Raw genomic sequence first — 13,722 nt, forward strand, 5'->3', positions numbered from 1 at the left:
CTTCGCGATTGTTTTTCAGAGCAGGACTTTTCCGGTGCAATTAAGGGAGACCATGGCAGCTCACAATTCAAACCGGCGCATTGCGCTGATCACCGGCGTCACCGGGCAGGATGGCGCATATCTCGCTCGGCATTTGCTCGGTCTCGGCTACACCGTGCATGGGGTCAAGCGCCGGTCGTCCTCCTTCAACACCGCGCGCGTCGATCATCTCTACAAGGACCCTCATGCCGGCGATGTGCGGTTCCTGATGCACTATGGGGACATGACGGATTCGTCCAACCTGATCCGCCTAGTGCAGCAGATTCGGCCGACCGAGATCTACAACCTTGCCGCTCAGAGCCACGTTCAGGTCAGTTTTGAGAGCCCGGAATACACGGCCAATGCCGACGCCGTGGGTGTTTTGCGGCTGTTGGAAGCCATCCGCATCCTCGGCATTGAGAAGGAAACGCGCTTCTACCAAGCCTCGACTTCGGAGCTTTACGGCCTCGTGCAAGAGGTGCCACAGAAGGAAAACACGCCATTCTATCCGCGCTCGCCATATGGCGTCGCCAAGCTCTATGGCTATTGGATCACGGTAAACTACCGTGAGGCCTATGGTTTGTTCGCGAGCAACGGCATCCTGTTCAACCACGAGAGCCCTATTCGAGGCGAGACGTTCGTGACACGCAAAATCACGCGCGGTGTCGCCCGCATCGAGGTCGGCCTCGAGAACAAGCTCTATCTCGGAAATCTCGATGCTAAGCGCGACTGGGGTCATGCCCGCGACTATGTTGAGGGCATGCATAGGATCCTGCAGGCCGACGAACCCGATGACTTCGTGCTCGCGACCGGCCAGACGCAGTCGGTCCGAGAGTTCGTCGAGCTGGCGTTTGCTGAGGTCGATCGCTGCATCGAATGGCGCGGCAAGGGCGTCGAGGAGATCGGAGTCGACAAGGCAACAGACAAGACCCTGGTGCAGGTCGATCCGACCTATTTCCGTCCGACCGAAGTGGATCTCCTGATCGGCGACCCCAGCAAGGCGCGCGCGAAACTCGGCTGGGCAGCGAAGACGCCGTTCTCGCAATTGGTGAAGGAAATGGTCGCCAGCGATCTCATACAAGCCAGAAAGGACGCAGCAAATGGCGGGTGCGGCGTTTGAGCTCAAAGGCAAGACGGTGTTCGTGGCAGGCCACCGCGGCATGGTCGGCGGGGCGCTAATGCGCCGGCTGGCGCACGAGCAGGTCGATTTCTTAACGCCGTCACGCAGCCAGCTCGATCTGCGCGATCAATCCGCAGTGAATGCCTGGTTCGCCGCGAAGCGGCCGCAGGTCGTCTTCCTGGCGGCCGCCAAGGTCGGCGGAATCGTCGCCAATAATACCCTGCGCGCCGACTTCCTCGTCGACAATCTGGCAATAGCAAGCAACGTGATCCAGGCGGCTTATGCCAACAAATGCGAGAAGCTGATGTTCTTCGGCTCCTCGTGCATCTATCCTCGCTTGGCACCGCAGCCGCTGCGAGAGAACTCGCTGTTGACTGGGCCGTTGGAGCCGACCAACGAACCCTATGCCATCGCCAAGATCGCTGGCATCAAGATGGCCGAGGCCTATCGCATCCAGTATGGCGCCGATTTCATCAGCGTGATGCCAACCAATCTCTACGGCCCCGGAGATAATTATCACCCTGAATACAGTCACGTTTTTGCCGGTCTGATCCGTCGGTTCCACGAGGCGAAAATATCGGGCGCCAGCAACGTCGTGGTGTGGGGTACCGGCGCGCCGCGCCGCGAATTTCTTTACGTCGACGATCTCGCCGACGCCTGCATCCATTTGATGAAGACCTATTCCTCCCCAGAACCGGTCAATATAGGCACCGGCGAGGACATCAGCATTGCCGAGTTGGCACTCATGGTTGCCGCCGCCGTCGGCTTTCGCGGTGAGATCAGCTTCGACACTTCGCGCCCCGACGGAGCGCCGCGGAAGCTGCTTGACGTCGGTCGGCTGTCGGCGCTCGGCTGGCGTGCCACCACCTCGCTCAATAACGGCATTCAGCTGGCATATCGGGCTTTTCGCGCTGAGAGCGATCGACGGTGTCAGAGTGATCTTCTTGATCTCGGTAAAGCAGTCTGCGTCCCTAATAAATCATAACAAGCAATGAGCCGGCAGAGCGTTCCGCGGATGGCTAGTCCACCTTTTCAAGAAGAGAGTACTGATTCTTTTTGGCTCCGAAGTATCCAGCTTACGCGTTCGCTGGCCGTAAACATCCGGCCCAGCTTCAACTTAGCAGGCGGCAGCGGATCATCAACGTGCTGCGCCGAGCAAATGAGACATCCAACTTTGCACCATAGGGCGTGAATTCTCGACGCGCATGGAACGAGAAGTGATCCGAGTGCGGAGCACACCTGATGGTTTGGCGGTCATTGCTTGGCCATCTCGGCATCAGGAGCGTTGGTGAAGTGAAGCTCGGCAAGGTTCGCGCGGTCGCGGCTCGCAGGGCCACGATGGTTGGATGCGATCGTGACGTAGAGCGCTGGGAGCACGAATAGCGTGATCAGCGTGCCAACAGACATGCCGGCGGCGAGGACGAGCCCGATCGAGAAGCGGCTCGCCGCGCCAGCTCCCGTTGCAGTCAACAAGGGTATAAAGCCCGCCACCATTGCCGCCGTGGTCATCAAGATTGGGCGCAATCGGACGCGCGCGGCCATCTCGATGGCCGAGCGACGGTCGAGTCTCTCCCTGAGCTGAAGCTCATTGGCGAACTCAACCATTAGGATGCCGTGCTTAGAAATTAACCCGACAAGTGTCAACAGTCCAACCTGCGTGTAGATGTTCATGGTTGCCCAGCCAAAGAATAGCGGAAGCAAGGCACCGACCATTGCCATCGGCACGCTGATCATAATGACGAGCGGATCCCGCAGACTTTCGAACTGGGCTGAAAGCACCAAGAATATGATGATCAGTGCAAACGCAAATGTAATCGCGAGTTGGTTGCCCTCCTGCACATACTGGCGAGCATCGGCCAGGAAGTCGTGACTGAAGCCCGAGGGCAGTTTCTTCGCCTCGGCTTCTAGGAAATCCAAAGCCTGCTCCATCGTGACTCCGGGCATTGGCACGGCCTGAAAGGTCGCGCAATTTAGTTGGTTATAGTGGGTGAGCGCGTTCGGATCGATCGCAGTCTCGATGGAGACTATAGTAGACAGCGGAAGCATCGATCCGGTCGCGGTCTTTACATAATAACTGCCTATTGCTTGCGGCGCCAAGCGTTCCTCTCGTGGCACCTGCGGGATCACCTGGTAAGAGCGGCCCTGCAAATTGAAGCGGTTGACGTAGTTTCCCCCAAGTAAGGTAGCGAGCGCGTTACCGATAGTCTGCATGGTAATCCCAAGCTCGTTAGCCTTGGAACGATCAACCTTGATTCGTACCACCGGTTGGTTGAACTCGAGATCCGAGTCGCTCACCACAAACAGACCGCTCTTCTGCGCGGCATCCTTTAGCTTCGACATCTCCTCGTAGATAGATTGAAAGCCAAGCGTCGAATTGAGGACCATCTGCACTGGTAAGCCATCCGTACCGCCTGGAAGGGGAGGCAAGCTAAAGGCAAACGCGTTAATGCCTTCAATCTTCGATAGTTCCGTCTGGACAAGCGACTTTAATGCAGTCGATGATCGCGTGCGCTCGCCCCACGGTTTGAGCAACATACCCGCCATGCCGCTCTGCTTTCCGCTAGCGCCATTAAGCACGAAGCTCACGTCAGTCTCTGGAAACTTCTTGAACATGTTTCCAAGCTTGGTACCGTAATAGTCGAGGTAGTCGATATTGGCGTATTTCGGTGCTTTCATGAGCACGAATACGATACCTTGATCCTCCTCCGGCGCAAGTTCCTTGGAAATATTCATATAGAGAAAGGCAACAAGGCCCAGCATGGTCAGCGCGAACAGACCGGCAACTGGGCGATAGTCAAGCGAGCGGTCGAGCTTGCGGCCGTACCATAGCGTTATGGCGCCGAAGCCGCGGTTCGCAACCCGCGCAAATCGCCCCCCGTCGGCGCGCCTCAGAAATAGCGAGCACATCATGGGCGACAGCGTCAAAGCGATCACCCCCGACACAATCACCGCTCCTGCTAGCGTAAACGCGAATTCGCGGAATAAGGCGCCAGTGAGGCCGCCGAGAAATCCGATTGGGGCATATACCGCGGCCAAGGTAATCGTCATAGAGATAACGGGACCGACGATCTCGCGCGCGCCGCTTGTCGCCGCCCGTAGGGGCGTCTCACCTTCTTCTAAATGGCGATGAATGTTCTCCACCACCACGATCGCGTCGTCGACAACGAGACCGATCGCGAGAACCATCGCAAGCAGAGTCAGCAGATTAAACGAAAACCCCAGCACCAGCATCATGCCGCAGACGCCAATCAGCGACAACGGAATAGTGACCACAGGAATGATGACCGACCGCAGCGAGGCCAGGAACAGAACGATCACAACTACCACGACGGCGGCTGCCTCAGCGAGCGTCTTCTCCACTTCGTCGATAGACGATTGAATAAATGTGGTGGAGTCGTAGGCCACTTTCATCCTCATGGATGGCGGCAGGTTACGCTCAATTTCCGGAAACAACGCGCGTACGCCTTGCACTATCTTTAGCGGATTGCCCTGTGGACTTGCCTGCACGCCTATAAAAACCGCATGCTCACCGTTCATCGTGACGCTAGTGTCTGTCGCCTGGGCGGCAAGCTCGACTGATGCAATGTCCTCAATGCGCACAAGTCCGCCGTCATTGGCTTTGACGATCATCCGCTTAAAATCGTAGACACTTCGAAGATCAGTATTGGCCGTAACATCAGAGATAGTGAAATAGCCTTTGATCTGGCCGGCCGCAGCCTGGAAGTTGTTAGCGGCAATTGCAGCTGAAACTTCAGCCGGCGACACGTCGTGCCCGGCCATTTTCGTAGGATCGAGCCAAAGTCGCATCGCAAAACTCTGGCCGCCCAGCATCTCTGCTGTTGCGACACCGTCGACCGTTGAAATAACGGGTTGTACTACGCGCGAGAGGTAGTCGGAGATCGCACTGGCCGGAAGTTCCTCGCTTGAGAAGGCGACAAACATCACAGGAGTGGCTTGGCCAGTTGACTTTGTGACAACCGGATCGTCTGATTCCTTAGGAATTAGGTATTTGACTGAGTTAACCTTGGAGAGCACCTCCGTGAGCGCTTCGTTCGGATCAAAATTAAGCTTGACGTGCACTTGGATCGTCGAACTGCCAAGCACAGACGAGGAAGTGATGTAGTCAACGCCCTCTGCGGAGGCGACTGCTTGCTCGAGGGGCGTGGTGATGAACCCCTGTATCATTTCGGCGGAGGCACCAGGGTAGGAGGTGGTAATAGCAACGACCGTGCTCGATAGCTTGGGATATTGCCGGATCGGCAGTAGGGTAGCGGCACGCAGGCCGGTCAGCAAGATCAAGAGGCTGACGACGATAGACAGTACCGGACGCTTGATGAAAAGCTCGGTAAATGCCATGTCGACTTATCCTTCAAGAGTGGGCTGCAAATTCGCCGGCAACTTACACCAGGGCGATAATTATCAAGACGGCGACTGTACCAAAGACGCTAATACGAGCGACGAGCTATTGGCTGCTCCAAGTCGCCCACACGTCCGCGAGCGCAGACGCCCTATTCTCCGCTTCCAATCTCTTCGTGGCTCTTTGAATGCTGTTCCGCCGATCTCGCGGCTTATCGCGATCTCAATAACGGCACCTTCTATGAGACCAAAAAGGCGGTTGACCCAGATGTTCGGCTCAACACCTGATCGGAACGCGCCGACTCCTTTGCAAGGCATCAGTTCAGACTTCGCACGGCCCCTTAGATCGGACGATCCAGGTTCAACATTGAAATTACAAACGATCTGACTGGTGCTCAACTCTACAAAGGTAAGTAGGTGATATAGCGTCGGCTGTGAAGCACTATACGAAGGTTTGCCGAAGGGCCCGCTGATCACCTGCACGACTTGCGGGTTTGCCAGCGACACGAAGTTCACGGCTGATATAAAACGTGCGCATGCGCTATCGCTTCGCCAACTCGCCGAACAAGGTCGCGTGGGAGCTTGCTCTCTGCTGCCGCCACAATGCGGTGTCGGAACAAAGCCTTGAGTGCTTCTTCAGCTTAATATGCTGCAAGCGGCATAGCTACGCATTGCGCTACAGGGTTGGCAAAGTCAATATGACGTTATCGATCAGCCGCGTTGAGCCAACGTAAGCGGCCGCACAAAGCGCCGCGGGGCGCCGCAGTGGACTGTCGGCGGTTTTGAGCGTGTCACCGTCGACAAGTTCAAGATACTGTAGTCTGTCGACAGCCTTTAAATGCCTCTTCGCGACTGCAATCAGCTTTTCAACTTCGCGCTCTCCCGAGCGAAATTCATCGAGCGCTGCTGACAGTCCGCGACTGATCGCAAGGGCCTGCTGACGCTCTGCTTCGCTGAGATAGCGGTTGCGACTGCTCATTGCGAGGCCATCATGCTCGCGAACGGTTGGTACGGTGACAATCTCGATCGGGAGATTGAGATCAACTACCATGCGACGCACGACGGCGCATTGCTGAAAATCCTTCTGCCCAAAAAACGCGACATCGGGCTGCACCATGTTGAACAACTTGCATACGACAGTCGCGACGCCACGAAAATGTCCAGGCCTGAAGGCTCCGCACAGTGGCTTCGCGAGATCGCCCGGTTCAACGAAGGTTTCGAAATAGCTCGGATAAACTTCATGCGCACCGGGCGCGAAGAGGATCGTGACACCCCGACCGCGGCACAGTTCTTCATCACGCAAGAAGTCGCGTGGATAGCTGCTGAGATCTTCATTTGGTCCGAACTGAGTCGGGTTGACGAAGATGCTTACGACGGTCACATCGCATTTCGCCTGGCTCGCCGCGATTAGCGCCAGGTGACCATCGTGCAAATAGCCCATTGTCGGCACGAAACCGACCCGTTGGTCGGCACTGCGGCATTTTTCAAGGGTATGGCGAAGTTCAGCGACGGTGGTGATTGTTTGCATTTCGTACTCTACATTAAATTGAATTAGACGGCACCCAGTTGGCAATAGCCTCGCCGATCCCTTCCGGAAGTCGATAGGACTCTTGCGCTCCGGGGAATGCACCACAGCGGACATCCGCGGCCCAGCGAGAAAGCGCATCTTGCAACTGCTGAAAGCCTTCCGCATAGGCGCGGACGAATTTGGGCCGATGACCTTCAGTCAGACCGAGCACGTCGTGAAACACGAGGACCTGCCCCGAACAGTACGGGCCAGCACCGATTCCGATCGTTGGTATTGTCAAGGAATCGGTCGCTCGAGCGGCGAGCTCGGCCGGAATGCCCTCCAGTACCAAAGCGAAACAGCCGGCCTCCTGCAGATGATGAGCATCATCGAGAAGACGCAGCGCTTCGTCCGCTTTTCGGCCCTGCACTTTGAAGCCACCCATGACATTGACGCTCTGGGGCATAAGGCCAAGGTGGCCCATCACGGGAATCTCGCAATCGACAAGGGCACGCACCATGTCGATTCTCTTGCCGCCGCCCTCGAGTTTCACCGCAGCCGCACCTCGCTGCAGAAATCCCCCGGCGTTGCGTATGGTTTCCCCGACACTGACGTGATAGCTAAGGAAAGGCATATCGGCGACGAGCAGAGCACGAGGCTTACTGCGTACTACGGCTTCCAGATGATGATTCATCATCGCAACGCTCACTGGAAGCGTGTTTTCGAAGCCAAGGCAAACGTTACCTACACTGTCACCGACGAGAATAATATCTACTGTAGGGTCCGCGATACGCGCCGCAACCGCGTCGTAGGCCGTTGTCATGACGATACGCCGGCCGTCTTGCTTCCACCGCTGCAGAAAGGGAATTGTAATTCGGTCGATCAGCTGCTCCGAAACGTGGCTCATTTGGACCTCAGTTTGATTTTGCTCTTCGGCCTCAACTCAGTTCGCCCAAAGGACGAACAGCAAACAATGATTTGGTCACGGGCTTGTCGGGTTGAGCCATTGAGAACACAACGACGCGGCCTGCGTGTGCCGAGACTGACCTTGGCCGAAATCGGCGCCCCGGAGTTCTTGTTCCGGATCTTCACGAATCTCATTGGTGGAATGGCCGCTGAAATCGGGCTGTGGATCGAGGGTGATCGCGCCGCGACATTGAAGGTTGGCTTCCCTCTCATGGTTGGCAGCGAATACTTTTCTCATTTGAAGAACGTTGAGGTTCCGCGCAGCTCGGTACCTTCCTACGGAGCGTGGAAGAAAATTGTCAAGATCGGCAAGAGGAAAAGAAATTGACGTCTCGAAAAAGGCTTGCTGATGGATAAAAATGCCATTTGGTTGCGCCATCAAGGCCAGAAGACTTTCTTGGCTTGCAGGTTTTCAGGCGGCCGTGTTCCGCTTCGACCGACTCGCTGGCCGGCCGTCCAAAGTCGGCGACCACTCGGGTCTGCATCGATAATTTGCGTGCTGACGTCGGTTGCGATTTATTTTCCAGTATGGCCCCTTGTGACACTCGTCAGCGCGTGTGGCAGGCAGGATTTGGCTTTGTGTTGATCAATCGCAATCCATCCACCCGTTCCTTGTGGGAACGCTCGGCTGCACGATGTTGGCCGGGATTTTAAATTGCAGCGCGGCTGCATCCTCTCAGGCCACTTACGATCGCGCTCGGCACAATAGCCTCTCCCTCGGGCTTCGGGATCAGAAGCCAATTTGTTTAGGTGTCCATTTGATCCTGCCTGCGTGAGGTAAAGCTTCGATTCTCTTTCATGATCTGCTGGCCGACCTGCGAAAGCCCACATCTGGTCTCAAAGACATCCTACCCGAACTGGCTTCCGCCGGTGCGGCCCCTCTACACCGCGCGTATGCGCGAAGCGATCTGTCGTGCTTCCTTCGGCCGCAGGTTGTGTTTCACGCAATCGAGTATGGCGAGCATCGCCTGAACTTCTTCGATGTTGAATGTGGTGACTTGGCGGTCTGATGACCCACAGACTGATCGACGGCACGAGCCTGATTAGCTGCAAGTACCGCAAGCGCTTGCGACCGCAGGGAGGCGATATGCCGCTGGAACATATGCATCTCTCGGCCTATAGCTGCCCTGTGGCTCATGTCGCAAGCGCTGGTGGCCAACCCAGTCACGAAGATCGGGGCTGGCCACCTTTGCTCCCATGAGGCTCAAATTCTCAGGGCCACAAAGTAGTAACTTGGAGAAGTATCGAAGGGCACCTACCAAAATTGGTTGATCCTATCCTCGTCGGCGGCCTCCTAGGTGGGTCTCTGTCTTTGAACAAATTGGCACCGCATGTCCAGACACGGGGGCGTTGCATTGAAGAGAATGACAGGCCAAGCGCATGAGCAAAAGTTGGCGGAGTAAATCCAGTCCGAGCGCGATGGAAGAAGTTCGTTGGTATGATTGTCCGAGAGTTCGGAAGCCCGAGAGGGACTACCGATTGAAGTATGGCGGCGCTGTCGGTCAAGTCTCCCAATGGTGGACATAATTGCACCAAGACAACAGCAACGCATTCAGCCAGGCCTGCTCCTTCTCTTCCAGAAGGTTATTGATGATTCATCGGAGGCAGTGCAGGCGCGGGCCGGCGCCCCCGTGGTTGCTTTGGAGAAGAGGCAGTCCCTGCCCGCCCGGACCGTCAGCTCAACTTGGCGGAACTTAATTCGGTGTTTATCCCCCAAGCATACACAGGGGCAGCGCTCTGTCCCTGCCACTCAGCTAAGCACAAAATTCAGCCTCACGCGGCGGCAACAACCAGATCGGGCGCGCATCGCTCGGAGAACGAGCGAAATAGCCAGAATTAGACCTAACCCGTGAGTTGGAAGCAGTGCGAACGCGGCTCGGCGCCTGGAGGCCTGGGGGCATCATGAGGCGCTATCCCTGCCGCGTCCGCACTGCAATGAGCTTAACGGAAGCGTAACTCGGCACATGGTGGTCCTTCAGCTCATGCGCTGTCCCTGCCACGCCCCCGCTAAACCCAGCCATTCTTTATCGAAGCTGGCTTACCGAAAGCTGACAGACTTGAACTGCAACTTTACAAACAAAAGCGGCCCATCGGCGCCACTTGCCGAGGAGAGTAATTCGACGTTTTCGCTTAGACGATAGCCCATTGGCGCACTTGCAATCACCGGCAGCCGCAGGGGCCTCCGCCCCGAATTGGCGCTCAGCCAGTCCACTGCACGTTCAAGACTGATCGCCGCTATGACTTCAAGCTTCGGCCGGTGCGGCTCTTCGGCGGAGCAGGATTGGCCAATCGGATCGCGCATGAGTTGCTTTCGACCCAAAAACCTCCCGCCGTTCACCGGGGGCGCGCTCCACGCTGGTTTTTCGTATCGAAGAAGGTGCGTTCGATCCTCAATATGAGGTTGTCAGGGTGTATCACGCCAATCAACCGGTAGGCGCTAAAACTAGTCAATCGGCGCGTTCGAGAAGGCAGCGCGGATGCGACTCAGCACGTTTTTCCACCGGGGGAGGATGGTTAAAGGCGCCATCTCTGCCGCATCCGCTTCGCCGGATACTTAGGGCGACATGACTTGGCGCCGCCATCCGAGGTGGAAAGGCGCTGTTCCTATCACGTGCCGCCGGCTCAGTAGGCAGCCTCGGGGGATCACAAGGCTAGCCTACCCCGCTTCCCGTGAGGCTCGTAGCCTCAGGGTACAGTGCGACTTTAGCGAGAAAGCGGCCTTGGGTGACCTACCAACATTGATGGTCATGCACACCAATCGAGAAATTGGTGGCCAAACTTGACGACCGAGCGAATTCACGCCGCTTAGTCCTCCAGAGCGATCAGATGACGCCTGAGCGCCACTATATTCCCTATCTCCGTTTCAGTTGCCGTAAGTAAAAGAGACCGAGCGCACCCTAAAGCAACGGCTAAACTCAGCATCTCGTCACAACGCGGATGGCGCTAACTGGGATGTCCTGCCATCGTGAAGCCGTCCAAGTGAGGAACGGCAACAAAGATCGTTTGTTAGCGATGCAAACCGCTCTTCGCTCGCAGCGCGTTTGTGTAAGCCGTTGAGGATCCGAGTGCTCGGCCAAATCTTAGCCGTGGATCATGTTTGACAATGGCTTTATTCTTCTTCGACTAGTTCAACGCGGTATGCGCGTTCATTTAAGCGGCCGTTGTCATACCAGAACCGCACTCGCGCCCCAACCAAAAGCGGGACATCGCAGTTTATTACGCTTCGGTCGGTGAAATAATAATCGCGCGTCTCGCCATCCGCATGAAGGAAGCCATAGTAGCCGCGATCGTTCGGCTTGACCTTGACGACTCGGCCGAGCGTTTCAGGCATTGGCAGAAGCCGGACATGACGCGCGCGCGGGTTTCGACCGACACCTCGTATGCCGTACTCAAAGCCAACCCTCGTATGCGGCGCGTCGATTTGGCTCGGGTCGCAGCCGACAAGATCGCGCTCGTCAAAGTACACGGTTAGCTCACGGTCGCACCCCTGCCCAAGCGCTGCGTCGACGATATAGCCGTAGTGCCGGCTCCGATTGTTGCGGTCTTCCCGGAAAACGATAATTCGACCCTCAGCCATGAGAGAAACTCGCGACCTTTCACGGAACCGGAGATCGCGCGATTAAGCGAAACTCGCTCCTCGCTTTTCGCACCTGCCGCTCGGCCGCGAACGAAATCATTTTCTTCGGGTTCGTCGGGATGTCGCCTGCCCTACCACTCGCTCGGTCGAGGCCGGGTGAGGGGCGACACAGTGCACGACACGCCGTTGCGTCGCGCCATCGGGTTTTCGTGGTCACCTCAGCAGGGTTCTCCTCAGCTCAGCTCATAAACCAATGTCTCAAGTTCGAGCGCCAGAAACCCCGTTCTCGCCGTCCAGCCGTGAGCTTCTGAGCTTGCATGGTGGCAGCACTGTTCATGCCGAGATCTGGTTCGGGCGCTGCAGAGCGCCGTTAATCAGAGCATCTTTACATACAAGCGTAGGACACTGCTCATTACATCGCGGCCTTTGTCGCGGATATACCTCCCGGCGCTTTGGCGATTCTGGCGGTTTATCGGTTCCCGAGACCAATGTGCAATCGAGTACGGACTGCGGCAGCGACCGTTGGATCGGAGCATTTATTACTCGGGCCGAAGTTTGTGGCAAGCTTGAGCGCAGTTGCGCGACGGAGTTCGCAGCGAGCAGTTCGATTTCATGCAGAGCCGTTGGGTTGCAGAGAGGCGCAAGCGTCCGCGTCCTCCTCTTGCCATTGAGCATCGGTCATCTCCTTCTCTCGCAGGCGACAAACGGCTTGCGCTCCCGAAACGAAGTTGCGAGAGCAACGCAATGACTGCTATGCGTGGCTCATTGCAAGGGGGCCTTTTGCTTTGGTCCGCGCGACGCTTTGAATTCCGCAGATCTTTCGCGATGGATTTCAAGATTTCGCGCAGGCGGAGGCTGCGAGGCGATCTGTCTTGGTGTTATCCGTCTTCGGTGTAGCGTTGAATTCGCGTCTGCGGGATCGTCAAAGCGTGCCACCATTTACCTTCGTAGGGAACCGGCATAACAATCAGTATAATCGCAAAGTGCGTACTTGCGCTGCGCACTGCTGCGATAGAGTATTTTGACGTACGAGTTTCCCCTTGGCTCTCGCCAAAGATCTCGTCTCATCTGTGATATTTGCTCTCGCTGCATCCTGAAGCATTTCGAGCCCGGAAGGTTTAGGGCGAGCGTGGCAGCGCGGGCCGGCTCTCCACGCTGTTCAAAGCGGCTCTGAAAACTACCGGCTCCGCGCTGTGAGCGAAGTTTACTGACGATGTGACTCGGCGCCCGTGGAGAGGCCCTTGGAAAGCGCTGTCCCTATCACTTACGCCGCTAAATTCGTTCGCCAGCGTCACGGTACCACAACGCTGCCACCTCGCACCCTTGGGCGGCTGCTCAAGGATGCTCTGCCTTTTAACGCCGAGAGGCCCGCAAGGCACCTGCCAGATTTGAGTGGTTGAGATGATTCAGCCAAAGACATCAACTTCCTTCACGCCAATTCAGCGAAGTGGCTTGCGGCGTGAAGCTCAAGGAAACTCCTTCCGCCATTCGGTTGGCGCTGGAGATGATGCAGGGTAAGCCGGGAGGGCAGTTCGCGCCTTATCTTCCGGCAAGAAAACGATAACACACACTCATCTGTGCCGCCGGAGATACCTGCGGCACCAGAAGGCAGATATATACGGGCTACGCGCCCCGCCGTCGACCAAACTGGACGGGACTATCCCCGGCCCGGTCCGTTCAATCTGTAGGCCCTTACTTGGTCTTGAAGTACCGCAAGAGAAAGCTTCGGTAATCGTCGCAGGCTTCGTCCAAGTTGATGCCGAAGGTCTCCAGTAGCTCTGCGACCTCAGCCCTGACGTGGCCTACGTCCGCCTTTGCGAAGGCGTCTTGGGCGAGGTCCAGTATCTCACCAACCTCAAACTCATCTGACGAATGACCGTCGAGATCGAAGCTGTTGAGTGACGCGCTGCCTTCATTGCTCAACGCCCGAGGCCCTCTTTGCCGGTCCAAGTCATCGCCTTGGAGAACGCTGGGCATTAGAACCCGGTCATTCTCCTGATTTCGATGGCGCTGAGGCTCTCGCGAACTGGCTTAGCGGTCAGCGCGCTCAAGTGTGCGATCAAAATCCATCTGGACGGGCTTGGCACGCACGTTTGCTTCGTTGCGAACCTTCGTCGCCAGCGATCTCTTCAGGAAACGAGGCACGGCTTGTGCAGTTTGAGGACGCGGGCCACAGCC

The 13,722-nt window shown here is 56.8% G+C and carries 9 protein-coding genes; 3 read left to right on the forward strand and 6 right to left on the reverse strand.

All coding sequences use genetic code 11. From position 1 onward, the window contains the following. Nucleotides 1–52: 52 nt before the first annotated feature. Nucleotides 53–1,138, forward strand: a complete 1,086-nt coding sequence (gene gmd / locus ACVWZ4_RS06555) for a GDP-mannose 4,6-dehydratase (RefSeq protein WP_456701421.1) — start codon at nucleotides 53–55, stop codon at nucleotides 1,136–1,138. After that, the gene (locus ACVWZ4_RS06560) at nucleotides 1,119–2,123 is read left to right on the forward strand and encodes a GDP-L-fucose synthase family protein (protein ID WP_456701420.1); all 1,005 of its coding nucleotides are present in this window, start codon (nucleotides 1,119–1,121) and stop codon (nucleotides 2,121–2,123) included. The genes gmd and ACVWZ4_RS06560 overlap by 20 nt, the downstream gene beginning before the upstream one ends. Nucleotides 2,124–2,392: 269 nt before the next feature. On the opposite strand, the gene ACVWZ4_RS06565 is transcribed toward ACVWZ4_RS06560, so the two are convergent. From ACVWZ4_RS06565 to panB, 3 genes are all read right to left on the reverse strand, one after another. Further along, nucleotides 2,393–5,494: an efflux RND transporter permease subunit gene (locus tag ACVWZ4_RS06565; RefSeq protein WP_456701419.1), complete on the reverse strand. Its 3,102-nt coding sequence runs from the start codon at nucleotides 5,492–5,494 to the stop codon at nucleotides 2,393–2,395. 676 nt (nucleotides 5,495–6,170) lie between these two features. Then, the gene (gene panC, locus ACVWZ4_RS06570) at nucleotides 6,171–7,022 is read right to left on the reverse strand and encodes a pantoate--beta-alanine ligase (RefSeq protein WP_456701418.1); all 852 of its coding nucleotides are present in this window, start codon (nucleotides 7,020–7,022) and stop codon (nucleotides 6,171–6,173) included. Nucleotides 7,023–7,035: 13 nt separating this feature from the next. Further along, a complete protein-coding gene (gene panB / locus ACVWZ4_RS06575; RefSeq protein ID WP_456701417.1) occupies nucleotides 7,036–7,908 on the reverse strand; it encodes a 3-methyl-2-oxobutanoate hydroxymethyltransferase in 873 nt (290 codons plus the stop codon). Between the two features lie 141 nt (nucleotides 7,909–8,049). Here panB and ACVWZ4_RS06580 point away from each other — a divergent pair, with 141 nt between their 5' ends. Beyond that, the gene (locus ACVWZ4_RS06580) at nucleotides 8,050–8,295 is read left to right on the forward strand and encodes a hypothetical protein (RefSeq protein WP_456701416.1); all 246 of its coding nucleotides are present in this window, start codon (nucleotides 8,050–8,052) and stop codon (nucleotides 8,293–8,295) included. A gap of 1,710 nt (nucleotides 8,296–10,005) precedes the next feature. On the opposite strand, the gene ACVWZ4_RS06585 is transcribed toward ACVWZ4_RS06580, so the two are convergent. From ACVWZ4_RS06585 to ACVWZ4_RS06595, 3 genes are all read right to left on the reverse strand, one after another. Next, nucleotides 10,006–10,269 carry a hypothetical protein gene (locus tag ACVWZ4_RS06585; RefSeq protein WP_456701415.1) on the reverse strand — a complete coding sequence of 88 codons (264 nt, stop codon included), beginning with the start codon at nucleotides 10,267–10,269 and terminating at the stop codon, nucleotides 10,006–10,008. A gap of 807 nt (nucleotides 10,270–11,076) precedes the next feature. Further along, nucleotides 11,077–11,544 (reverse strand): hypothetical protein, encoded by a 468-nt coding sequence (locus tag ACVWZ4_RS06590; RefSeq protein WP_456701414.1) that lies wholly within the window; start codon nucleotides 11,542–11,544, stop codon nucleotides 11,077–11,079. A gap of 1,692 nt (nucleotides 11,545–13,236) precedes the next feature. Beyond that, nucleotides 13,237–13,521: a hypothetical protein gene (locus ACVWZ4_RS06595; protein ID WP_456701413.1), complete on the reverse strand. Its 285-nt coding sequence runs from the start codon at nucleotides 13,519–13,521 to the stop codon at nucleotides 13,237–13,239. Nucleotides 13,522–13,722 lie beyond the last annotated feature (201 nt).

The sequence above is a fragment of the Bradyrhizobium sp. USDA 4472 genome, assembly GCF_054058595.1.

Bases quoted from the DNA above. Each gene is read 5' to 3' on its own strand.
- gmd (WP_456701421.1), top strand. From the start codon at position 53: ATGGCAGCTCACAATTCAAACCGGCGCATTGCGCTGATCACCGGCGTC.
- ACVWZ4_RS06560 (WP_456701420.1), top strand. From the start codon at position 1,119: ATGGCGGGTGCGGCGTTTGAGCTCAAAGGCAAGACGGTGTTCGTGGCA.
- ACVWZ4_RS06565 (WP_456701419.1), bottom strand. From the start codon at position 5,494: ATGGCATTTACCGAGCTTTTCATCAAGCGTCCGGTACTGTCTATCGTC.
- panC (WP_456701418.1), bottom strand. From the start codon at position 7,022: ATGCAAACAATCACCACCGTCGCTGAACTTCGCCATACCCTTGAAAAA.
- panB (WP_456701417.1), bottom strand. From the start codon at position 7,908: ATGAGCCACGTTTCGGAGCAGCTGATCGACCGAATTACAATTCCCTTT.
- ACVWZ4_RS06585 (WP_456701415.1), bottom strand. From the start codon at position 10,269: ATGCGCGATCCGATTGGCCAATCCTGCTCCGCCGAAGAGCCGCACCGG.
- ACVWZ4_RS06590 (WP_456701414.1), bottom strand. From the start codon at position 11,544: ATGGCTGAGGGTCGAATTATCGTTTTCCGGGAAGACCGCAACAATCGG.
- ACVWZ4_RS06595 (WP_456701413.1), bottom strand. From the start codon at position 13,521: ATGCCCAGCGTTCTCCAAGGCGATGACTTGGACCGGCAAAGAGGGCCT.